The sequence below is a fragment of the Chloroflexota bacterium genome (genome assembly GCA_011322445.1).
Taxonomy (GTDB): domain Bacteria; phylum Chloroflexota; class Anaerolineae; order Anaerolineales; family DRMV01; genus DRMV01.
On record DRMV01000037.1, the window covers coordinates 58,966 to 81,680 of the forward strand.

General features: G+C 60.7%; 22 protein-coding genes. 14 read left to right on the plus strand and 8 right to left on the minus strand.

Features of this window, described 5'->3' with window-relative positions:
* Positions 1–140 precede the first annotated feature (140 nt).
* The 9 genes from ENJ54_07745 (at position 141) to ENJ54_07785 (ending at position 9,292) form a co-directional block, all read left to right on the plus strand.
* Complete coding sequence (locus ENJ54_07745) at positions 141–1,208, plus strand: TRAM domain-containing protein (GenBank protein ID HFC09721.1); 1,068 nt, start codon at positions 141–143, stop codon at positions 1,206–1,208.
* 39 nt (positions 1,209–1,247) lie between these two features.
* The gene (locus ENJ54_07750) at positions 1,248–2,657 is read left to right on the plus strand and encodes a cysteine--tRNA ligase (protein HFC09722.1); all 1,410 of its coding nucleotides are present in this window, start codon (positions 1,248–1,250) and stop codon (positions 2,655–2,657) included.
* 9 nt (positions 2,658–2,666) lie between these two features.
* Positions 2,667–3,407, plus strand: a complete 741-nt coding sequence (rlmB, locus tag ENJ54_07755; GenBank protein HFC09723.1) for a 23S rRNA (guanosine(2251)-2'-O)-methyltransferase RlmB — start codon at positions 2,667–2,669, stop codon at positions 3,405–3,407.
* A 101-nt stretch (positions 3,408–3,508) separates the two neighbouring features.
* Complete coding sequence (locus ENJ54_07760) at positions 3,509–4,267, plus strand: MBL fold metallo-hydrolase (GenBank protein HFC09724.1); 759 nt, start codon at positions 3,509–3,511, stop codon at positions 4,265–4,267.
* Complete coding sequence (locus ENJ54_07765; protein HFC09725.1) at positions 4,264–5,100, plus strand: hypothetical protein; 837 nt, start codon at positions 4,264–4,266, stop codon at positions 5,098–5,100. The genes ENJ54_07760 and ENJ54_07765 overlap by 4 nt, the downstream gene beginning before the upstream one ends.
* A gap of 28 nt (positions 5,101–5,128) precedes the next feature.
* Positions 5,129–6,361 (plus strand): molybdopterin molybdenumtransferase MoeA, encoded by a 1,233-nt coding sequence (locus ENJ54_07770; GenBank protein ID HFC09726.1) that lies wholly within the window; start codon positions 5,129–5,131, stop codon positions 6,359–6,361.
* 102 nt (positions 6,362–6,463) lie between these two features.
* Positions 6,464–8,428, plus strand: coding sequence for a molybdopterin biosynthesis protein (locus ENJ54_07775; GenBank protein ID HFC09727.1), 1,965 nt, complete (start codon positions 6,464–6,466; stop codon positions 8,426–8,428).
* 7 nt (positions 8,429–8,435) lie between these two features.
* Positions 8,436–8,801, plus strand: a complete 366-nt coding sequence (locus ENJ54_07780; GenBank protein HFC09728.1) for a response regulator — start codon at positions 8,436–8,438, stop codon at positions 8,799–8,801.
* An 11-nt stretch (positions 8,802–8,812) separates the two neighbouring features.
* Entirely contained in the window at positions 8,813–9,292 is a 480-nt protein-coding gene (locus tag ENJ54_07785) for a thioredoxin-dependent thiol peroxidase (protein HFC09729.1), read from the plus strand.
* 181 nt (positions 9,293–9,473) lie between these two features.
* Here the strand turns inward: ENJ54_07785 and ENJ54_07790 are convergent, their stop codons facing one another.
* From ENJ54_07790 to secD, 6 genes are all read right to left on the minus strand, one after another.
* On the minus strand, positions 9,474–9,650 hold the full coding sequence (locus ENJ54_07790) for a twin-arginine translocase TatA/TatE family subunit (GenBank protein ID HFC09730.1): 177 nt from the start codon (positions 9,648–9,650) through the stop codon (positions 9,474–9,476).
* Positions 9,651–9,700: 50 nt separating this feature from the next.
* Positions 9,701–10,054, minus strand: coding sequence for a nicotinate phosphoribosyltransferase (locus ENJ54_07795; GenBank protein HFC09731.1), 354 nt, complete (start codon positions 10,052–10,054; stop codon positions 9,701–9,703).
* Entirely contained in the window at positions 10,051–10,518 is a 468-nt protein-coding gene (gene rpiB, locus ENJ54_07800; GenBank protein HFC09732.1) for a ribose 5-phosphate isomerase B, read from the minus strand. Before rpiB ends, ENJ54_07795 begins: the two co-directional genes overlap by 4 nt.
* A gap of 83 nt (positions 10,519–10,601) precedes the next feature.
* On the minus strand, positions 10,602–12,605 hold the full coding sequence (gene tkt / locus ENJ54_07805; protein ID HFC09733.1) for a transketolase: 2,004 nt from the start codon (positions 12,603–12,605) through the stop codon (positions 10,602–10,604).
* A 144-nt stretch (positions 12,606–12,749) separates the two neighbouring features.
* Entirely contained in the window at positions 12,750–13,679 is a 930-nt protein-coding gene (secF, locus tag ENJ54_07810) for a protein translocase subunit SecF (GenBank protein ID HFC09734.1), read from the minus strand.
* A gap of 20 nt (positions 13,680–13,699) precedes the next feature.
* The gene (gene secD, locus ENJ54_07815; protein HFC09735.1) at positions 13,700–15,103 is read right to left on the minus strand and encodes a protein translocase subunit SecD; all 1,404 of its coding nucleotides are present in this window, start codon (positions 15,101–15,103) and stop codon (positions 13,700–13,702) included.
* A 211-nt stretch (positions 15,104–15,314) separates the two neighbouring features.
* Here secD and ENJ54_07820 point away from each other — a divergent pair, with 211 nt between their 5' ends.
* From ENJ54_07820 to ENJ54_07840, 5 genes are all read left to right on the plus strand, one after another.
* Positions 15,315–16,340 carry an isochorismatase gene (locus ENJ54_07820; GenBank protein HFC09736.1) on the plus strand — a complete coding sequence of 342 codons (1,026 nt, stop codon included), beginning with the start codon at positions 15,315–15,317 and terminating at the stop codon, positions 16,338–16,340.
* A gap of 41 nt (positions 16,341–16,381) precedes the next feature.
* Positions 16,382–19,015, plus strand: coding sequence for a WD40 repeat domain-containing protein (locus ENJ54_07825; GenBank protein ID HFC09737.1), 2,634 nt, complete (start codon positions 16,382–16,384; stop codon positions 19,013–19,015).
* A 25-nt stretch (positions 19,016–19,040) separates the two neighbouring features.
* Positions 19,041–20,378 carry a nicotinate phosphoribosyltransferase gene (locus ENJ54_07830; GenBank protein ID HFC09738.1) on the plus strand — a complete coding sequence of 446 codons (1,338 nt, stop codon included), beginning with the start codon at positions 19,041–19,043 and terminating at the stop codon, positions 20,376–20,378.
* Between the two features lie 105 nt (positions 20,379–20,483).
* Positions 20,484–20,951, plus strand: coding sequence for a hypothetical protein (locus ENJ54_07835; protein HFC09739.1), 468 nt, complete (start codon positions 20,484–20,486; stop codon positions 20,949–20,951).
* 3 nt (positions 20,952–20,954) lie between these two features.
* Positions 20,955–21,344, plus strand: a complete 390-nt coding sequence (locus tag ENJ54_07840; GenBank protein HFC09740.1) for a YtxH domain-containing protein — start codon at positions 20,955–20,957, stop codon at positions 21,342–21,344.
* Between the two features lie 92 nt (positions 21,345–21,436).
* Here ENJ54_07840 and ENJ54_07845 read toward each other — a convergent pair whose 3' ends face one another.
* Positions 21,437–22,393, minus strand: a complete 957-nt coding sequence (locus tag ENJ54_07845) for a DUF1385 domain-containing protein (GenBank protein ID HFC09741.1) — start codon at positions 22,391–22,393, stop codon at positions 21,437–21,439.
* 25 nt (positions 22,394–22,418) lie between these two features.
* Complete coding sequence (locus ENJ54_07850) at positions 22,419–22,700, minus strand: ferritin (protein HFC09742.1); 282 nt, start codon at positions 22,698–22,700, stop codon at positions 22,419–22,421.
* Positions 22,701–22,715: the final 15 nt, after the last annotated feature.

Consider the following 22,715-nt stretch of genomic DNA (forward strand, 5'->3'; position numbering starts at 1 on the left):
GGCGGGCGTTGGCTCTTTTCCGCCGTTTTAGGGGGAAGACGGTGCAGGCCGTCGGGCAGTTTGACAACCGAACCCTTTATTTCCCTTTCATCCGTGACGTGTATGATTCGTTGTAAGCAATTATTCAGGAGGCTTTATCGATGAGTGCAGAATTTATTGTTCGCTTGCTTGGCATGGTCGCTTTTGGGCTGGGGGGAGTGTTTTGGGGTAAGGATTTGGCCTTGAGCATTGGGGGGCAGCCGGTGCAAACCGCGGTGGTGCTGGGATTGGTAGGGGCGCTGGCCGGGCTGGTTTTGACGCCTTATTTCACCACCCGCCCCTGGCGCGCTCTTCGCAGAGCGTTGATGCGGGTTTCGGGCCGCACCCTGTGGGCTGGCCTTTCGGGGCTGGTCGTAGGGTTGGGGTTGGCGGCTTTGCTCGCACTGCCGTTTTCGTTGTTGCCTTCCCCCTTCAAGGAAATTCTGACGTTCGTGGCCGTGGCCGTGTTTGGCTACTTCGGCGTGCTGGTGTTCGTTTCCCGCCAGGATGACCTGTTCGTCGTGCTGCGCAGCATTTTTGGCGGCTGGCGCGAGCACAGCGAGCGCCGTGGCGATGAGAGCCGCGTGATTTTGCTGGATTCCAGCGTGCTCATCGATGGCCGGGTGGTTGATATTGCCCGCACAGGTTTCCTTTCGGGCACGCTGGTCATTCCTCGCTTTGTGCTGCAAGAAATTCAATACGTGGCCGACTCTGCCGATCCGCTGCGCCGCCAACGTGGCCGTCGTGGTTTGGCTGTGGTTTCCGAACTGCAACAGGACCCCAACATCACTGTGCAAATCAGCGATATGGATGTCGAAGGTGTCCGCAAGGTGGATGACAAACTGGTGGTGCTGGCGCGGCAACTGCGCTGTCCGATTTTGACCAACGATTACAACCTCAACCGCGTGGCAGAATTGCAGGGCGTGCCGGTGCTCAACATCAACGAACTGGCAAACGCGGTCAAGGCGCTTTACCTCCCTGGCGAGACCTTGCGCCTGAAGGTCATTCAGGCAGGGAAAGAGCCTGACCAGGGGGTAGGCTACCTGGACGACGGCACGATGGTGGTGGTGGAAGAAGGGCGCGACACCATCGGCAAAGAGGTAGAAGTCGTTGTGACCAAGGCCTTGCAAACGGCTGCAGGGCGAATGCTTTTTGCCCGGCCGCGTGAGAAGATGGAACGCTCCTCGTAAGTCGTCGAGTTTTTTTGAAACACTTCCTGGAGGCATTTCATGGCACTGCGTGTTTACAACACGATGACCCGCAAGAAAGAGCCTTTTGAAACACTGGAACCCGGCGTGGTGAAAATGTACGTCTGCGGCCCCACGGTGTACGACAAAGCGCACGTCGGTCATGCCATGTCGGTGCTGGTTTTCGACATGGTGCGCCGTTACCTGGAACACAAAGGGTATCGCGTTCGCCATGTGATGAACTATACCGACGTGGATGACAAAATCATCCGGCGGGCGCACGAACTTGGGGAAGACCCCATCGCGCTGGCCGAGCGTTACATCCGCGAATTTGATCAGCATCTGGAAGACCTGGGGGTGCTTCAGCCGCACGTCAAACCGCGCGTCACCCAGGAGATCGATTGGATCATCAAAATGGTCAAGGGGTTGGAAGACAAAGGCTATGCCTATGCCGTGGACGGCGATGTTTATTTTCGGGTGACGAAAGACGACGATTACGGCAAGCTTTCAGGCCGCAAATTGGATGAGATGGTGGCGGGTGCGCGCATTGAGGTGGATGAGCGCAAAGAGCACCCGATGGATTTCGCGCTTTGGAAAGCAGCGAAGCCCGGCGAGCCTTCCTGGGAAAGCCCGTGGGGGCAGGGCCGCCCTGGCTGGCACATTGAGTGCTCGGCGATGAACCTGCATCACCTGGGCGAGCAACTGGATATTCACGGCGGCGGTGCCGACCTCATCTTCCCGCACCACGAAAACGAAATTGCTCAAAGCGAGAGTTACACCGGCAAGCCTTACGTGCGTTACTGGATGCACAACGGCATGTTGCAAATGGGCGGCGAGAAAATGTCCAAATCGCTGGGCAATCTCGTCACCATTGAAGATTTCCTGGCGGAACACGAAGCCGATGTGTTGCGTATGATGGTGTTGAGTTCGCACTACCGCAGCCCGCTCAAGTTCACCGAAGAGACCATTACCCAGGCCGAGAAGGCGCTGGAACGCCTGCGTGGTGGGATGCGTCCGGCACATGCAAACGCGCCGGGCACGTCAGAGGATGTGCTGGCAGCCCTCGACGAGCAGACCGAGAAAGCCCGTACTGGCTTCGAGACAGCGATGGACGACGACTTCAACGCCGCCGCGGCGCTGGGGCATCTTTTTGAACTGGTGCGCCTGATCAACCAGGCGCGCGACGCCGGGGCCACGGCCGGGCAGTTGCAGCCCGCCCAGCAAACGCTGCGGGACCTCGCAGGGGTGCTGGGGTTGGATTTGACGAAACAGCCGCCGCAAAAACAAGGCCATGCCGAGGCTGCGCCCTTCATTGACCTGCTGGTGGAAATCCGCAGCGACCTGCGTGCCGCGAAGCAATGGGCGCTGGCGGATAAAATCCGCGACCGCCTGACCGAAATGGGCGTGCTGCTGGAAGACACCCCCGGCGGCACCCTCTGGCGCTGGAAGTAGGCGCGGTATATGCGCGAACGTCTTTACGGCCGGAATCCGGTTTACGAGGCCTTGCGCGCCGGCCGGCGGCGGTTTTACCGCTTGTGGGTGGCCGAGGGGGCGCAAATCAAGGGCAATCTGCGGGTGGCTTTGCGGCTGGCCGAGAGCAAAGGCGTAGCCGTTGAGCGCGCACCGCGCCGCAGGCTTGAGGCGCTGGTGGGGCATGCCCATCATCAAGGCGTGGTGCTGGAAGCCTCGCCTTACCCCTACGCCGATTTAGGCGCGATGCTGGCGCTGGCCGAAAGGCGCGACGAACCGCCCTTTGTGCTGTTGTTAGATGCCCTGCAAGACCCTCAAAACCTGGCAACTTTGCTGCGTACGGCAGAGGCTGTGGGTATCCACGGGGTGTTGCTGCCGTTGCGCCGCACGGCCACGGTTACGCCCGCTGTCGTCAACGCTTCCTCTGGCGCGGCTGAGCACCTGCTGGTGGCGCAAAGCAACCTTGCCCAGGCCATTGATGCCTTGCATGATGCTGGCGTGTGGGTCGTGGGGCTGGAAGGAAGCGCCGAGGCTGCCCTGCCCGACGCGGTCGACCTGAAAGGCGCGCTGGCCCTGGTGGTAGGCAGTGAAGGCCGTGGCCTGCGCCGCCTGACTCGTCGTCAATGTGATGCCCTCATGCGCTTGCCCATGCGCGGTAAAATTGAATCGCTCAATGCTGCCGCGGCGGGTTCTATTGCGCTTTATCTTGCCTGGCACCAACGCGGTTGGTAGTGAGCCGTCCTTCTTCCGAACTGTGGGGGCCGCTGGGGACACTTTTTGCCCGGCGGCGGAAGTGGGTGCTCGGAGGCAGATTTCCCGCGGAAGGAACGCTTATGGCTGAATGGATTGTCCTTGGCTCGGCGCATGCCGTGCCCGATGCCCAACACGCCAACACCCATTTCGCCCTCACCGATGGCGAGCGCACGCTGTTGGTTGATGCGCCGTGTGAGGTCGTCTCTCGGCTGCGGCAGGCGGGCATTTCCCCGTGGCATCTCGACGAAATCATCTTGACGCATTTTCACCCCGACCACACGGCCGGCATGCCCATGTTGCTGATGGATTCCTGGTTACAGGGCCGCACAGCACCGCTGCACATTTATGCCCTCGAAGACGTCATTGACCGGTTGCAGCGTTTGATGTCCCTCTACCGGTGGGAAAACTGGCCGGATTTCTTCCCGGTGGTGTTTCACGCCATTCCGAGGGAGGCCATGACGCCGGTGTTGGAAGCACCTGCCTGGCGGGTGTGGGCTTCGCCGGTGGAACACATGGTGCCCGCCATCGGGTTGCGGATTGCCTTCCCCAACGGCGAAGTGTTGGCCTATTCGGGCGATACCGGCCCCTGTGAGGCTGTCGTGGGGCTGGCGCGGCATGCCGATTACCTTTTCCACGAGGCTACCGGAGCGATGGGCGGGCATACCTCGGCAGCGCAAGCCGGGGACATCGCGGCCCGTGCCGGCGCAAAGCGCCTTTACCTCGTGCATACGGCTACCGACCCGGCCACGCGCACTGCCCTGGCGACTGAGGCGAGTAAGGTTTTCGATGGCGAGGTCGTGGTGGCCGACGACCTGTTGCGCGTGAGCGTGGGGGCATGATGCGACGCTCTCATGTGTTGGCTTTGTTGTGGGCGCTGACTGCCCTGTTTTATGCGCTGGGGCTGGCAATTGCCCGTTATTTGGGCCTGTTCCGTCGGTGGGATGCTGCGCTCATGGGGCTGGTTTGGGTCGTTCTGCTGGTGGGCGGCGGCGAGGCGTTGGGGCGGGCTTTCGACCCCCATACCGAGGCTGCAGCCCGGCGGCGGGTGCTCAACCAGGCGTTTGTCTTTTTCGCCGTTGCCGCGTTGGAAGCCACTTTCCTTGCCGAACAACATTTGCTTTCCCCCACGGCCATGTTGTTGCAACTGATGCTGGCCGTGGTCGCAGTGGCGTGGGGCGCACCGCCGGTTCACCTGGCGCTTAGCGGCTATGGCGAGGTGCCGCTGGCTGCTGCATTGAGTTTGCTTGTGCCCGCTTTGGCCTTCGCTTTACAGGCTGGCACATGGCATCGCTTGCTCGGCATGGTGGGCATGCCGTTGTTCGCGATGGCTTTGGCTGTCGCGCTGGCCTGGGATTTCCCGAATTATGCAACCCATTTGCGAGAGGAGCGCCGCACCCTGCTCATGCGCCTGGATTGGCGCACCGCTTTGCATTTCCATAACGTCGCCTGGCTGACCGGCTTCCTGCTGCTGGCCCTGGATGTGGCCTTGGGGTTGCCCTGGGAGATCGCCGCGCCTTGTGGCATTGCTTTCCTGGCGGCGCTCATGCAGGTGTGGATGATGTGGCGGATTGGGCAAGGCGCACGCCCACCGTGGAAATGGTTGCGCGCCAATGCCTTGTTGACGTTGGCGTTGGCGGTTTACGTGCTGGCCATTGGCTTTTGGCGGCTTTGATGGATGTGATGGATGGAGGTTGGCTCCGATGCCCGAATTTTTGAACCTTTTGCCTCCTGAACAAGCGTTGGGAACCTGGTTGCCGCGGGCGACCCACCGGGTCGCGGCCGAGCGTGTGGCAACGGCTGAGGCCTGGGGGCGGGTGTTGGCTTCCGATGTGCTGGCGCCGCACCCCATGCCGCCGTTTGACCGCTCCGCCGTGGATGGGTATGCCGTGCGTGCGGCTGATACTTACGGCGCGAGCGAAAGCCTGCCCGCGTATCTTACGGTGATTGGCGAAGTGCCCATGGGGGCCGCGGCCTCTTTCACGGTGGAAGCCGGGCAGGCGGCGTTGATTCACACGGGCGGCATGTTGCCCCCCGGCGCTGATGCGGTGGTGATGGTGGAATACACCCAACAGGCGCGGCCTGGCGAGGTGGAAATTCTCAGGCCGGTGGCTGTGGGCGAGAATGTGCTGCTGGAAGGCGAAGACGTCGCCGCGGGGGCGGTGGTTTTGCCTGCGGGGCGGCGGTTGCGCGCGGCTGAAATTGGCGGCTTGATGGCGCTGGGGGTGGTGGAGGTGCAGGTTGCTCGCCGCCCCGTGGTGGGCGTGATTGCCACCGGCGACGAAGTCGTGCTGCCTGAGACTGACCCTGGGCCCGGACAGGTGCGCGATGTCAACACCTATACCCTGAGCGCGGAAGTGCGTCGTGCCGGCGGTGTGCCCCGGGTTTATGGCATTATTCCCGACCGCCCGGAAGCCCTGGCTGAAGTCGCGGGTCGCGCGTTGCAGGAATGCGACCTGGTGGTCATTACGGCGGGCTCTTCGGCCAGCACGCGCGACATGACGGCCGAAGTGCTCGACGGCCTCGGCGCGCCTGGGGTGCTCGTCCACGGCGTCAACAGCAAACCAGGACGCCCAACCATTTTGGCCGTGGCCGAAGGCAAGCCCGTGGTGGGGCTGCCAGGCAACCCTGTCAGCGCGCTGGTCAATGTGGGGCTGTTTGTGTTACCCGCACTGGCCCTTTTGCAAGGGGAAACCCCGCATCCTGAGCCGTTGCTCCCTGCCCGTGTAACCGTCAATTTGTCTTCGGCGGCTGGCCGTGAAGACTGGTGGCCGGTGCGTCTCCGCCACACTCCGGCAGGCTGGGAAGCCGAGCCGATCTTTTACAAGAGCAACTTGATCTTTGCTTTGGCGCGCGCCGACGGCTTGTTGAAGGTTCCAGCCGACGCCACTGGCCTTCCTGCGGGCGCCATGGCCGAAGTAAAATTGTTGCGGTAGTTTTTTGCCCCTTCCCTGCCTTGTGACTTTGTTTGTTGCTACGCCTGCCGACCGCCTGACCCAACGACTCTCTGACTCAACAACTAAGCGACTTCCCTAACCATGTCCATCTACCTTCACGACATTCCCCTGGATGAAGCCCACCGCCGTTTTAGCGCCGCGCTGCAAGAAGCGGGGCTGGACGGCGTGCTGGGAACGGAAACCCTGCCGCTGGACGACCGTGCGGTGGGGCGCGTGTTGGCCCAGCCGGTATGGGCGCGCATCTCTTCGCCGCATTACCATGCCGCGGCGATGGACGGTTTTGCCCTCCGCGCCGAGGCCACTTTTGGCGCTCAGCCGCTTTCTCCTGTGACGCTGCCCTACGGCGAAGAAGTCCAGTATGTAGATACGGGCGACCCGGTGCCGTCGTGGGCGAATGCGGTGGTGCCGATTGAGGAAGCCGAGCCGCTCAACGCGGCGGGAGAAGTCGAGACCGGGCGCCCTCGCCAGCCCCACGCGATTCGCTTGCGGCGGGCTGCCCGGCCGTGGCAGCACATTCGCCCGCTGGGTGAAGACATTGTCGCTACCTCCCTGGTTTTGCCTGCGGGGCATGTTCTCCGCCCGGTAGATTTGGGTGCTATTGCGGCGTGCGGTCATACTGAAGTGGTCGTGGCGCGCCGCCCCAGGGTGGCGATTTTGCCCACGGGCACCGAACTGGTGCCCATTGGCACCGACCCCAGGCCTGGCGACATTCTGGAATTCAACTCGGTGGTGCTGGCGGCGCAGGTGCGGCAGTGGGGTGGCGAGCCAACCCGCTTTCCCATCAGCATCGATGATTTTGACCTCATCCGTGGCCGTGTGGCCGAGGCTGCTCGCGAGCATGATTTGGTGCTTATCAACGCGGGTTCGTCGGCAGGTTCGGAAGATTTCTCCGCCCGTGTGGTGGAAAGCCTGGGAACGCTGTTGGTGCACGGCATTGCGGTGCGGCCGGGGCATCCGGTCATTTTGGGCATGTTGCAGGTGGAAGGCCGCACCGTGCCGGTCATTGGGGTGCCCGGTTACCCGGCTTCGGCGGCGCTCACCGGCGAAATGTTTGTTGAGCCGCTGTTAGCGCGCTGGCTGGGACGCTCGCCGCATCGTTCCCCCACGCTGAAAGCCCACCTGACGCGTAAACTGGCTTCCCCCGCCGGCGACGACGACTACGTCCGCGTGGCCGTGGGCAGGGTAGGGGACCGCTGGCTGGCGGCGCCGCTGGCGCGCGGCGCGGGCGTGTTGACTTCCCTGGTGCGCGCCGATGGCATCGTGGTGGTGCCGCGCGGTTTGCAGGGCTATGACGCCGGCAGTGAGGTGGAAGTGCGCCTTTACCGCCAGCCGCACGAACTGGAACGCACGATTTTTGCCATCGGGTCGCACGATGTCATCCTTGACCTGCTGGCGCAATTCCTGAGTGCCCATGAGCGTCGTCTGGCTTCGGCGCATGTCGGCAGCCTGGGTGGGCTGGTAGCGCTGCGGCGCGGCGAGGCCCATCTGGCCGGCAGCCACCTGCTCGACCCCGAAACGGGTGAATATAACCTCGCTTACATTCGCCGTTACCTGCCCGGCGTGCCGGTGCGGGTGGTGCAACTGGTGGAACGCCAGCAGGGGCTGATGGTGCTGCCGGGCAACCCGAAGGGCATTCGCAGCCTGGAAGACCTGGCACGGCCGGATGTGACTTTCGTGAACCGTCAGCGCGGGGCGGGAACGCGGGTGCTGCTGGATTATCACTTGCAGCGTTTGGGCATCGACGCGAGCCACGTGCGTGGTTACGACCAGGAGGAGTTTACCCACCTGAGTGTGGCTGCAGCAGTGGCGACCGGTCGTGCTGATTGCGGCCTGGGTATTCCCGCCGCTGCCCAGGCATTGGGCCTCGATTTCGTGCCCCTCTTTTGGGAGCGTTATGACCTGGTGGTGCCGCGTGAGCACGCCGAGAGCAAATTGTTGCAACCCCTGTGGGATGTGCTGACGCAAGATGCTTTCCGGCAGGCGGTGATGCGTTTGCCGGGGTATAATGTAGATGGTATGGGACGCTTGATTGCTGAAGTGGAGTAAATGAAGAATGACAACGGCTTTGGTGGTGGATGACAATCGGGCGACGGCAGATGCCCTTTGCAGTTTGTTGATGGTGTTGGGGTTGGAAGCGGTGGCGGCCTACAGCCCGTTGAGCGCGCTGGAAATGGCGGCCGCGCGGCGTCCGGATGTGCTGTTGTTGGATTTGAACATGCCCGGTGTGAATGGCGTGGAGGTGTTGCGCTTTTTCAAGCGCGAACCTACCCTGGAAGCCGTGCCGGTGATTGTGGTGACTTCCGATGACCAGCCAGAAACGCGGGAAGCCGTGCGTCGCGCCGGAGCATTGGATTTGATCGTCAAGCCTGCTTCAGCCGAGGCGCTGGAAGCCGCTTTGAAGCGGGCAGGTGTGTTGTAGAGGAGGGTGGTATGCCTTTGGAAGCAGATCAACAGGCCCCCGATTTTGTTTTGCAAGACGAGAACGGCCAGCCTCACCGCCTTTCCGATTATCGCGGCAAGGTGGTGGTGCTTTATTTTTACCCCAAAGACAACACCCCCGGCTGTACGCGCGAGGCTGAAGGCTTTCGGGATGATTACGCTGCCTTCCAGCAGGCAGGCGTGGTGGTGCTGGGCGTCAGCCCCGACTCGCCAGAGCGGCATATCCGTTTCAAGACCAGGCACAATTTGCCTTTTGCCCTCTTGGCCGACCCCGAGCACAACAAGGTGTGCGAACTGTACGATGTGTGGAAGAAAAAGAAGAACTTTGGGCGGGAATACTTTGGGGTTGCCCGGACGACTTATATCATTGACCCCGAAGGCAAAATTGCCAAAGTTTATAAGCGGGTCAGGCCAGCAGGGCACAGCCAGCAGGTGCTGGCCGACCTGCAACAACAGGGGTTGTTGGGGTAAGCATTCCGAAGCCGGAATGAATCAAAAAAGCCCGCCGCGTGGCGGGCTTTTTCTCGGTTTTGAACAGGGTGCCCTGCGTTGCGTTGAGGCCCGAGGCTGGGGGAAGGAAAGCGCCGGGGGCTTTTCCCACAAACAGGGTAGGTTCCTCGCGGAGCGCAACGCGAACCAGGGGCAGGCACGGTTATTCTTCTTTTGACGGCGTTTTGTCGCTTTCGTCTTCGGCCTCGCCTTCCAGCCCTTCGCGGAAGGCGCGAATGCTGCGCCCCAATTCCTGGGCGACTTTGCTGATGCGGCCAACGCCGAAAATCAGCAGCACGATGAGCAAAACGATAAGCAGTTCACCGATTCCGAGATCCATGGCGTGCTCCTTGTCAGGCGAGAGAGTGGGCAAGCGGAGGTATTATACCCCTATTGGAATGACGGCAGGTGCAGTGCTTCGAAGATCAGGCTCAGCCGGTCGGCCATTTTTGCCTTGTCGCGCTCTTCGGCGAAGAAGGCGAGCAAGTCGTCTGCCTCCAAATGGAAGCCCTGGGCGGGTTGGCCTTGCAGGCGCTCGGCGGCCACATCGGCCAGCGCCAGCAATTTGCGGCAACGTTTGCTGCTGGTGAAGCGGACGTCTGCCAGTTGCCCGTTGGCCACTTGGGCAAAAAAAGCCACACGATGCACGCCGCGTCGGGCTTCTTCCCCCAAGGGCTGGTAACCCTCTGGGGGAGCATCGACATATCGGCGTAATCCCTGACGGTGGTAGTCGGCGACTTTCATGCCTCACCTCCTGACGAAGCGCAATTGCGCTCCAGGGTCTGAACCTTCGCGCGGCGCCGAGCGTGGCGCTCCGAGCCGCCGGGCTGGGCGCGCAGAAAGGCCAGCACGATTTCACGCGCCAACTCGCTGCCGATGATGCGCCCGCCCATGCACAGCACGTTCATGCCGTCGTGTTCCACGCCCTGATGCGCGGAGTAGGTGTCGTGGCACACCGAGGCGTAGATGCCGCTCATTTTGTTTGCGGCCATGCTCATCCCCACGCCACTGCCGCAGATGAGGATGCCGCGCGCAGCCTCGCCGCGCTGGATGGCGCGCCCCACTTTCTCGGCGTAGTCGGGGAAGTCCACCGACGCGGGGCCGTCGGTGCCGAAATCCAGCACCTCGTGGCCTGCGTCGCGGATGGCCTGCAGCACTGCTTCTTTCAGCGGATACCCGCCGTGGTCACAGCCAAATGCTATCTTCATGGTTTACCTCGCGAAAAGAAACCGCAGATTACGCAGATTTCACAGATTTTTTCTGCGTAATCTGTGAAATCTGCGGTTTGCAACTATTTGGCGGACAAAACCTCTTTCGCTTTCGCAATCACGTTCTTGACGGTGAAGCCAAACTTCTCCATCACCACGGGCCCGGGGGCCGAGGCGCCGAAGCGTTCCATGGAAATCACCGCGCCGTGGTCGCCGACCCAGCGTTCCCAACCAAGCCGCACGCCGGCTTCTACTGCCACGCGGGCTTTGATGGACGACGGCAGCACGCTTTCCCGATAGGCTTCGTCCTGCTCCAAAAACAGTTCCCAACTGGGGAAGGAAACCACTCGCACGCCGATGCCTTCCGCGGCCAACTGCTCGGCTGCCGCCACCACCAGCCCCACTTCGGAACCCGAGGCCATCAGGATGACCTGCGGCTTGCCGAAATCGGCCAGCACGTAAGCCCCGCGGCGCAGCCCTTCCGCCGGGGCGAAGTGGGTGCGGTCAAGGGTGGGCATGGCCTGGCGGCTGAGGATGAGCGCCACAGGCGCGTCCTTGCGCTGGACAGCGACCTTCCACGCTTCCACGGTTTCGTTGGCGTCGCCCGGGCGGATGACGATGAGGTTGGGCATGGCGCGCAGCGAGGCCAAATGCTCCACCGGCTGGTGGGTGGGGCCGTCTTCGCCCACGCCGATGCTGTCGTGGGTGAAAATCCAGATGTTGGGGATGTGGGAAAGCGCCGCGATGCGCAGCGCGCCGCGCAGGTAGTCGGAGAACACGAGGAAGGTCGCGCCAAAGGGCTTCAGCCCGCCATAAAGCGCGATGCCGTTGATGATGCCGCCCATCGCGTGCTCGCGCACGCCGAAGTGGATGTAGCGGCCTGCGGGCGTGTCGGCCTGGAAATCCTTTTCGCCCGCGAGCGCGGTTTTGTTGGAAGGCGTCAGGTCGGCAGAGCCGCCGATGAGTTCGGGCAGGCGTTGGGCGAGGGCGTTGAGCACTTTGCCCGAGGCCGCGCGGGTCGCCATGCCCTTCTCGTCCGCGGGGAAGGCGGGCAGGTCGGCATTCCAGTTTTCGGGCAGTTTGCCCGCCCAGCGGCGTTCCAGTTCGCGCGCCAGGTCAGGATATTCCCGCCCGTAAGCATCGAGCATTTTGCGCCACGGGGCTTCGTACCAGTGTTCCCCTTTGGGGATGGCTTCCAGGAAGAATTCTTCCACCTCGTGGGGAATGTAGAACATGCGCGTCGGCCAGCCGGCCCGCTTTTTGGCTTCGTTGAGTTCCTCTTCGCCGGGCGGTTCGCCGTGGGCTTTGGGGGTATCTTGTTTGGTAGGCAGGCCGTAGCCGATGTGGGTGCGGCAGATGATGAGGGAAGGCCGCGGGTCGGCTTTGGCTTCCTCGATGGCTTTGTCGATGGCGTCCACGTCGTTGCCGTCTTCCACATGGAGCACCTGCCAGCCGTAGGCCTCGAACCGTTTGCCGCGGTCTTCGGTGAAGGCGATGTCGGTGCTGCCGTCGATGGTGATGCGGTTGTCGTCGTAGAAGTAAATCAGCCGTCCAAGGCGCAGGTGCCCGGCGAGGGAGGCGGCTTCCGAGGCAATGCCTTCCATCAGGTCGCCGTCGGTGACGATGGCGTAGATGTAATGGTCGAAAATTGGGAAGCCGGGGCGGTTGAAGCGCGCCGCCATGTGCGCCTGGGCAATCGCCATGCCCACGCCGTTGGCAAAGCCCTGCCCCAGGGGGCCGGTGGTGGTTTCCACGCCGGGGGTGAGGCCGACCTCGGGATGGCCGGGGGTTTTGCTGCCCCACTGGCGGAAGCGTTTGAGTTCCTCAAGGGGCAGGTCGTAGCCGGTGAGGTGCAGCAGGGCATAGAGCAGCGCCGAGCCGTGCCCGCCGGAGAGGATGAAGCGGTCGCGGTTCGGCCAGAGGGGATTTTTTGGGTTGTGGCGCAGGTGGCGTGTCCACAGGGTGTAGGCGATGACGGCATCGCCCATAGGCAAGCCAGGGTGGCCGGAATGGGCGTTTTGAATCATATCGGCGGCCAGGAACCGTAGGGTCCAGATGGCTTTGTCTTGGAGGTCATCGGTGGTCATGAGAAAACTCCGTTGAGAGAAAGTTGGCAGTGGTTTTCCCTGAAAGTAGCATACAGGTATTGTACCGCGGGAAAGGGATAGCAATGCCCCCCGCGAGCGGGGGGCAGGGGAGATTTGGGTAGCAAAGTTTTGAGGAAGATGGTTTTACGCCGTGGCTTCCTCGCCGGTGCACTTCAGTTTGCCCTTGATCCAGCAGCGCCATTCGCGGTTTTCCCATACGATCAGGATGGGCGAAGCGTTGAAGATGGAGGAGTAGGTGCCGCTGAAAATACCGATGAGCAAGATGATGACGAAGTGCCGCGTCGTGACGCCGCCGAAGAGCGCCAGGGTGAACAGCGTCAGCATTACCGTCAACTGCGTGTTGATGGACCGGTCGAGCGTTTGGACGATGGAGTGGTTGACCAGTTTCTCGTAAGGCAATCGGCGGTAGCGACGGCTGTTTTCGCGGATACGGTCGAACACCACGATGGAGTCGTGCACCGAGAAGCCGATGATGGTCAACAAGGCTGTAAGGAACATGGCGTCGGCTTCCCAGTGAAGGAAGTGGCCGAAAATGGCTTCCATGCCGATGGTTACGGAGACATCGTGCAGCATGGCGATGATGGCCGCGGTGCCGTAACGCACGGCGTGGGGAACGCCGCGGAAGGCGTAGGTGATGTAGGCCAAAATGGCGAGCGCCGAGAGGGCGACGGCCCCCATGGCGCGCTTGGCGACTTCTTCACCTACGGAAGGCCCCACCGTGGAGAACTGGACGATTTCGATTTTCGCGTGAAAGCGTTCTTCCATCGTTTTCACGAGTTTGTTCATCATCGCCTCGTCCATGGTTTTGGAGCGGATGACGAGGGTGTTCTCCGCCGAGGTTTGTACCGTAGCGTCGCCAATGCCGAGTTCCTTGTAAAGGGCGATGACTTCGGCGGTGGGAGGGGTGGCCTTGTCAAAGCGAACTTCCAGCAGGCTGCCGCCGGTGAAGTCGATGGCCAGCGGAAGTCCCCACAGGAAGAGGGCAACCAGCCCTGGTATGATGACCAGGAGCGAAATGCCAAAGTAAAGGTAGCGCTTGCCGATGATATCCATATTTGAGCCTCCGAGCGCCCTTAGATGCCAAACCACTTGGTGTGGGCGGAAAAGTCCACCGTATCCAGAATGGTGTGCAGGAAGATACGGGTAATCGTCACAGCGGTAAACAGGCTGACCAGCACGCCCAAAGCCAGGGTGAGGGCAAAGCCTTTCACCAGGCTTGCGCCGTAAGCGTTCCCGAACCAGAAGAGGATGGCGGTGGTAATGAGGGTCGAAATGTTGGCGTCACGGATGGAAGGCCATGCCCGGTTCCATCCCAGGTCAATGGCGTGGTTCAAGGGGTGGCCGTCGCGGAGTTCCTCTTTCATGCGCTCAAAGATGAGGATGTTCGCGTCGACGGCCATGCCTATGCTCAACACGAAACCAGCGATGCCGGGCAGGGTGAAGGTGACGGGAATCCACTTGAAGATGGCAACTGAAAGCAGGGCGTAGGTAATCAGCGCCAGGTCGGCCACCAACCCGGGCAGGCGGTAATAAAGCGCCATGAAACTCAAGATGACGATAATGGCGATAATGCCCGCGTGCACACTCTTGCGCAGCGAGTCTTCACCCAGGGTAGGGCCAATGGTGCTGCTTTGCACCACCTTCAGCGGGATAGGCAGCGAGCCATAGCGCATCTGGATGGCGAGGTCGTTGGCGCTTTGCAGGGTGAAGTTGCCGGTGATGACGCCGCGCCCGTCGGTAATGGGGCTTTGCACGCGCGGGGCGGAGATGACTTTCCCGTCCAGCACAATCCCTAAAATCTTGCCCACGTTTTTGCTGGTGTAGTCGGCGAAGATCTTGGCCCCTTTCGTGGTGAGTTCAAACGCAATCTCGTAGCCGTTGCCGGTTTGGTTGGGGACGACTTGCACGCTCTTGAGCTCGGCGCCGGTCATCACGGTGTGCCACACTTTTTGAGGCGTGGGGGAAGCCGCCGGGGTTGCACCCGCTGTGGGGGTGGTTTCGGCGGTGGGGGTCGGTGTGGGGGCTGTGGCTTTGTGGAAGTCGGTCTGGACCGGCGTTCCCGGCGGCAGGTAAGTGTCGCCTAAATCAACGAATTCCAGCACGCCCGTTTTGCGGATGGTTTCCAGCGCATGTTCGGGGTCGCGTTCGCCGGGCAATTCCACCACGATGCGGCAATTGTCGGCTAACTGCACCACGGCTTCCGACACGCCGAGGCCGTTGACGCGTTTCTCGACAATCGCGCGCGCCGTTTTCATGGCTTCAGGGTCGACTTTGTTGCAATCGATCTCAGATTGCAGCAGGGCTTGGACACCACCTTGCAGGTCGAGCCCCAGGCGGGCTTGCACGGGATGCTCGAAGAGGGGTTTGGTCCCAAAGGGGTTGGGAATGCTGATGCTTTTCGTGCTGGGGAGGTCAATGTAAACCGCCAGCGCGATGAGCAAGAGCACGGGAATCAGGTAGCGTTTGGGATTGCGCATAGAGGGAGCCTCCCAGAATAGGGGGATTCGGCCATGCCGCACGCCGCTGGCATGACAGGCCACATTATACCACCGGCCTTGCGACCTTTTTGGACGAAAATTTGCCACCCTTTCACTTTTGTTGTATAATGCACGTGAAGAAGCGGGAGTGTGTGCGCCCGCCTTTCATTTGGGTCTTTATAAGTGTTAGTTTTACACTAACGGAGGCTGTATGATGGACGCTTTGCCCCTTCCCCCGCATTTCCAGCCGGAGCGCGTAGGGAAAGTCTGGAAAGTGGATTACGAGGCCCGCGCGGCAGAAGCCCGTGCCTGGGCGCAGCAGCATGGCTTGCGCCCTGCCTCGGAAGACACTTTCCGCACTGCGCTGGTGCTCATCGACGTGCAGAACACCTTTTGCCTGCCTGAATTCGAGTTGTTCGTCGCCGGGCGCTCCGGCAACGGCGCGGTGGAGGACAACATTCGCCTGTGCCAGTTCATCTACCACCACCTGCACCGCATCACCCACATCACCGCCACCTTAGATACCCACCTGCCGATGCAGATTTTCCACGCGCCCTTCCTCGTGGATGCAGAAGGCCGCCATCCCGCGCCTTTTACCATGATTACCGCGGACGATGTGGCTGCCAGCAAGTGGCACTTCAACCCCGCGCTGGCTTCCGAACTCGGCCTGACGGCCGAAGAAGGTCAGCGGCACCTGGAGCACTATGTTGCCACCCTGGCTGCCCGCGGCAAATATCAGCACACCGTTTGGCCGTTCCACGCCATGCTGGGCGGCATCGGCCACGCGCTGGTGCCCGCGGTGGAAGAGGCGGTTTTCTTCCACAGCATCGCCCGCTATACGCAGCCGGAATTCATCATCAAAGGCAACCATCCCCTCACCGAGCACTATTCCGCCTTGCAGCCGGAGGTCAACACCGCGCCCGACGGGCGCCTCCTGGTGCCACCCAACGAGCGGCTGGTGGCGCTGGTGCAGACCTACGATCGCGTCATCATCACTGGCCAGGCCAAGAGCCACTGCGTGGCGTGGACGGTGAGCGATCTGCTGGAAGCCCTGCAAAATCGCGGGCAAGGCGACCTCGCCCGCAAAATTTACTTGTTGGAAGACACTACCTCGCCCGTGGTCGTGCCCGGCGCGGATTTTACCGACGCCGCGGACGAAGCCTACGCCCGCTTTGAGGCTGCAGGCGCGCATCGGGTGCGTACCGACGCTGCTGCCGAGATTTGGAGTACAATTTAGCAACCGTGACGTTTACCTTTGCGCCTTAGGGAGGTGTTGTCGTGCAGCAGAACACACGGAGATATTTATGGATTGTAGAGGGGGTGGTGATTGTTTTTGTGTTGATGGGATGTTTCTCGTTTTCGATCTCATCATTCCCTTTTTCCATTATTTTTCCCGCGACCCATACGCCGCTACCCGTGGGGAATCATCCGTCGGCGCGTGCTGCGCCCTCGACAGCAGCGGCTTCACCTTCGCCGACGCTGACGCCAACGCTCACCTCCACGGCTACTTTTACCCCCACGCCCACTTTGGCGTTGCCGGTCAGTGTAGGAACACCATATCCTACCCCGCCCAAAGCGGAGATGCCGGCTTCTCCGGTTGCGCTGCGTTTGTTGGCTCAATATGGGGATGGCGTGGTGTATGATATAGCTTACTTGAGCCAACGAAATGCCGTGGCGTTGGCTACAAGCCGAGGGGTTGCTTTATATGATGCTAAAACCCTTGCCCCTGTGGGCTTTTGGCCCACACAATACCTGGTGCAACGTATTGCTTATTCTCATGGTTTGGTTGCCATAGCCAGCGGAAGCAGGATTGAGGTGCGCCGAGAAAACGATGGGGAGATAGTTCATGTTTTCAACATGACACATACGACTGGGCGTGGTGAGTACGAGAACGGGAAGCATGGTACTTATACACCGGTCACTTTTACTGAGCGCGAGAAGTGGATAACGGCGCTGGCGGCTTCTCCCGACGGGCGCTGGCTTGCTGCTGGTGCTAAGGGCCTGATTGATGTATGGGATCTCTCTCAAGGGACACTTTATCAGGCAGAAAGCCGGCTCCTTAGTTTGCAGCAAATCTGGCATTTGCGATTTTCAGCTGATAGTCAATGGTTGTTTTACGTCAGAAGTGATGCAGATTTTAGGCAAATCCGCATGGAGCCTTGGGGAGAGCCGGGAAAGTCTCTTTTTGCTTTTGCAAAGAGCCATACATATGCTTCCGCTTGGAAAACGTATGATTTCATTTCTACGATTAGCCTTTCGCCAGACAATCAATATTATGCCGTGGGTTCTTACTTGGGAAGAGTGTTTGTGTGGAAAGAAGACTTTAAAAAGACGTTTTCTGGGGTTGGAGGCACTTATACCACGCGTATCCCGTGGCGAGTTTGGGATTTGTCCCATAAAGAGGTGTTGGGAATTAACTTTTATAACAATACAGCCTCAATAGTAAGTCGAGAGCGTTCTATTGAATGGCGGGATATTGCTCACCAGAAGGAAGACAAATCCCTTGATCGGCAGGTTGCGTTACCGTTTACGCCTTGGAAAGCCCAGCCTTTACCTGATGGGCGCTGGGCTATCGTTTCTACCGGGGGAGAACTGTATTTGCTGGATGCGAAGGGTCAGATCACTGCTCACGAGTCGACGTCCTACTCCTTGCGCGTGTGGGCTGCGGCTGTTTTTCCAAAAGGGGAATACGTTGCTTTGGCCGGGTGGCCTTCTGATGTTGTCATCCGGCGAGTAAAAGATGGTCAGGTGGCCGCCGTTGTCCACTTCACCCGAGCGGAGCCACCTTTTACAGCGATTGCTATTTCTCCTGACGAGCGGTATTTGGTGATCAGCGACTTGAAGGGCAAGATATGGCGCTATGATCTCAGCCATACGCCGTTGGAAAGCGCGAAGAATCTTTACCTGGCGCCTACCCTTACGCCAACCCCTACACCTACCTCGGCTTTTACCCCTACGCCTTCGCTTACGCCGACACCTACACCCACGCGTGTGCTTTCTGAGGAAGGCGCAACGCCGACACCTTCTTCCCCCTCTGCTACACCGACGCCAACCGAGAAGCCTTTCCAGGCAGAAGCAATTTATCACCTTCCACAGCGTTACGATTTAGCCCCCACCCTGGCTTTTGCTCCCCAAGGCACCCTGTTGGCGGTTGGTACCTATTGGTTTGCCACCTATATTTGGGATGTGAGTAACGATGCCCTCTACCGTTCTTTTGAATGGTTAGATGGTACAGTGACCCATTTGGCTTTTTCTCCAGATGGGGCTTACCTGGCAGGTGCTTCAGTCAATCAAATCATTGTCTGGCAAATTTCGGGCGGTTTGGTTGATCATGTGTGGACTAAAAACAGCAAGCCTACTATGGGGTGGGTCAATGCGCTTGCTTGGCGCCCTGGGCCAGATTTGGAACTGGTGTCTGGATCTAACGACCAGCGATGGCGATTATGGAAGTTTAGAGAAACCAAGCCGGTCATGGTGAGCGCCCCGCTGGGGTTCAAAATAGAACAGGTAGCGACCTCGCACAACGGTAATTTCGTGGCTGTGAGCGGCCAACAACACTTGATTGTGTGGAGCCTTGTGGATGGCAGATGGGTGGCATCGGCCCACTGGGACAATCAGCAACCTTCCCTTCTTGGGGGCACCTGGCCTCCGGCTGGTTCTCCTGACAATCCACCGCCTACCCTCACGCCTACACCCTCTCCTACCCCCACGCCTACACTCACACCTATGCCTACCGGTACGGCATCGCCCCTTTTCCCTGCGGCTACTGCTACGCCGACCCCTACGATGTCGCCCATTTACACCTTTGTGGATGCTTTGACCTTTGGGCCGGATAATCACACAATTATCACCGTTTCGTCTGATGGCATTGTGCGCATTTGGGAACTCGCGCCTGCTACAGCACAACCTTGACCTGTACGATAAGGAGAGAGTGTTTATGTCCCTTTTCGATGGCCGTCGTTTGACCGCCGATACCTTCGCTTTAGATTGGGAAGGCATCCGCCGCGGGGTTTACAGCGATAAGTATTTCGTCAATATCGCGCACTTGCTGGATGTGTTGAGCCAGGAAGGTTATACCTATCGCGGCGGGCGTGGCCGGATGCCCGCGGCGGAAGCCCCCCTGGCGGTGGGGGATGCCGAGGTCGAAATGCAGTGGTTCACCCGCCGCAAGGGCACCACCGTGGTGGCAGGCGTGGATGTGGCGTTAGCCATTTTGCGGGAAGCCGCTGGCTATTGGGAAGGCGCGCACTTTGTCAACACCGCGGACGCGTTGCAGGTGTGGGCAGTGGAAGACGGCGACACGGTGGTTTACCACGGCGACCCACGGCACGTGCAGCCCGTGCTGCGGGTGCGGGGCCGCTACCGCGATTTCGGCCCGCTGGAAACCGTCACGCTGGGCTTCCTCACCCGCGGCAGCCGCATTGCCACCAACACCTACCAGATTTTGCAGGCCAGCCGCGGCAAGCCGGTGTTGTTCTTCCCCGCGCGTTTCGACTTGCCCGCGGTGCAGGCGCTCGACGGCTACGCGTATGCCATCGGTGTGGCGCGCTACAACCACGACCACGACGCCGCGGTGCAGCCCTTCATTTCCACCGACGCGCAGGGCGCCTGGTGGGGCGGCAAAGGTGGCGGCACCACTGCGCATGCCTACCTTGCCACCTTCCTCGGCGACATTCCCGAGGCCATGCTGGCTTTTGCCCGCACCCTGCCGCCCGAAGTGCCGCGCATCGCGCTGGTGGATTTCAACAACGCCTGCGCTCGCGATGCCGTGCGGGTGACCGAGGCCATGTTTGCCGAATATCGCCGCCTGAAGGAAGCCGGAAAGCCCGACGAGGCGGCCTGCTTCCGCCTGTTTGGTGTGCGGCTGGATACTTCTGGCGACCTGCGAGATGAAGGCTTGCCCCCGCTGGGCGACCCCGCGTTGGATTTGGGCGTCAACCCGCGGCTGGTGTGGCAGGTGCGAGAAGCCCTCGACCACGCGTGGGAGCAATGGGATTTGCCCCCATCGTGGCGCGAGGAAGCCCGCCGTTATTGCCAGAACATCAAAATTATGGTTTCGGGCGGCTTCCGCACCGAAAAAATTGCCCGCTTCGAGAAACTCGGTGTGCCGGTGGACTTCTACGGCGTGGGTTCCTGGTTCTACGACAACCACGGCCCTACCAACACCGACTTTACCGCCGACGTGGTGCGGGTGCGCGTGGGCGATGCCTGGCTGGATATGGCCAAAGTGGGGCGCCAGGCGTGTGAGAACCCGGCGCTTCGGCGGGTTTGGTAACCTTTGTGCGTGGCCAGATGACCGCACAGCCAGTTTGTTAGCAATTTACAAGAATTTCATGCCCAGCGCGCGTTGGCGGGTGGGGCGTGATATAATCAAAATGCTATGAGCGACGAAGTCAAATCTCAGGTTCCCGTGCCCCAGGGCAACGAAGAAGCCGCGCCCCAGAGCAGCCGCAAGTGGATATGGGCGGCGGCAGGCGGTGGGGTGGTGACATTAGCGCTGTTTGTGGCGGCGCTGGTGTACCTCCTCAGCCCTGGCGCGCCAACGGCCCGCATTCGCGACATTTTCATCATCTTGCTGGCGTTGGAAGGGTTGCTCGTTGGGGTGGCGTTGCTGGTGCTGGTGGTGCAGATTGCGGTGCTCATCAACTTGCTGCAGAACGAAGTGCGGCCGATCTTGGATTCCACCACCCGCACCGTCACGGTCTTGCAGGGCACGGTGGAATTTCTGAGCAAGCGTGTCGCGGAGCCTGTGATAAGGCTCAACGAAACCGTGGCCGCGCTGAGCAGCGTTGCCGGTGCACTGAACCTGGTGCGGGGCCGCAAGCGAAAACCTAAAAAAGGAGAGTGAACCATGGCCGAGAACAACAATGATTTTGGCGCATTCCTGGCTGGCGTGATCGTGGGGGGCGTGATGGGCGCCTTGGCCGCTTTGCTGATGGCCCCCCAGTCTGGCGAAGAAATCCGCACGATGCTGCGTGAGAAGGGCGTGGAAATCAAAGACCGCGCGACGGTGAGCGCCGAAGAGGCGTTGAAGCGCGCGGAGGAAGCCCGCAGGAAGGCTGAAGAAGCCCTGGCGGAAGCCCGCAAGAAGGCCGAGGAAGCCGCGAAGATCGCGCAGGAGCAGGCCATTACCCTGCAACAGCGCGGGCAGGAAATTGCCGAAGAGGTCGCCAAAAAGGTGAAAAAGGCCGACGAGGCTGAAGCGGAAGTGGAAGGCGACGAGGCTGAGGCAGAAGCGTAATTCCCGCCGGTTTGCACCCAACCCAAAAGCCCTGACAGGTTTTTGAAAACCTGTCAGGGTTTTTCTTTCCCTCATTCCTAATTCTGCAATTTCTAACTTACCCTTCCTGCTTCTTCTGCCTCGCGCATGGCCTGGAACGCCGTGAGGCCGACTTCCAGAATGTCGCGCGTGGGTTCCCGCGTGGTCAGCCGTTGCAGCCACAGGTTGGGCTGCACGATGGCGTGTACGAAGCGGTTGCCCATGTGGTCGGCGGTCCAGCGCAGATATTCGTAGGCGACGCCTGCCAGCACCGGCAGTAAGAGCACCCGGCTGGCAAGCCGCCAGAAGAGCGTTTGCTCGCCCAGCAGGCTGTAAGCCACAATCGAAACGACCACCAAAATCAACAGGAACGCGGTGCCGCAGCGGGGGTGTTCCAGCGGGTAGCGGGCGGCGCTTTCCGGCGTCAGCGGGGCGTCGGCTTCGAACGTGTTGATGGTTTTGTGCTCTGCCCCGTGATACATGTAGAGCCGCCGGACGTCTTCCATCAGCCCGATGGCCCACACATAGCCCACCAGCAGCGCGAGGCGCACCAGCCCTTCCAGCACGTTGCCCCAAAAGGCGTTCATGCCGAGGAAGCGCTGCCCCAGATGCCCCACGCCCGCGGGTAGCAAGGCAAACATCGCCACGCCCACGAGCAGCGAGAAGCCCAGGGTGAGGTACAGCCCCCAGCCTTCCAGTTGCTCCTCTTCGTCCACCTGAAGGTTGGCCGAAAGCGTGAGCGCACGGGTGCCCAGCACCAGCGCATCCCACAGCCCGATGATGCCCCGCAAAAAGGGGATTTTCATCACCGGGCTTTGGTAAATGCGGCTGAGGGCTTCGGTGTGGATGTGGATTTCGCCGTCAGGCTTGCGCATAGCCATTGCTACGGCGCGCTTGCCGCGCATCATCACGCCTTCGATGATGGCCTGCCCGCCGTAGTTGGGCATCTTCAGGTTCTTGCCCGCGGTGGGGATTTCGTTCTCGGCGGCGGTGTCGGCGACGAACAGCGGGAGCAACAGGAAAGCGCGCATGACGGCGTTGGTCAGTTGCGCCCGTTTAGTCGTGGGCGATGGGTTTTTCGGTGAAGAGGTAATCTTTCAACTCCTTGGCAAAGGTGGCGTCCTGCCGTCGAATCCATTCCAGCAGCATGGCAGCGTGTTCTTTTTCTTCGTCGCGGTTGTGCGCCAGAATGGCCTTTAACTCAGGGTCCTGACAGGCGTCGACGCGCTGGTTGTACCAGTCCACGGCTTCCAGTTCTTCGGTGAGGGATTTGATGGCGCGATGAAGGTCGCGGGCAGCAGCGGTCAGTTCTTCGACAGGCTCTTGATAGTTCGACATGGGTTTCTCCTTTGA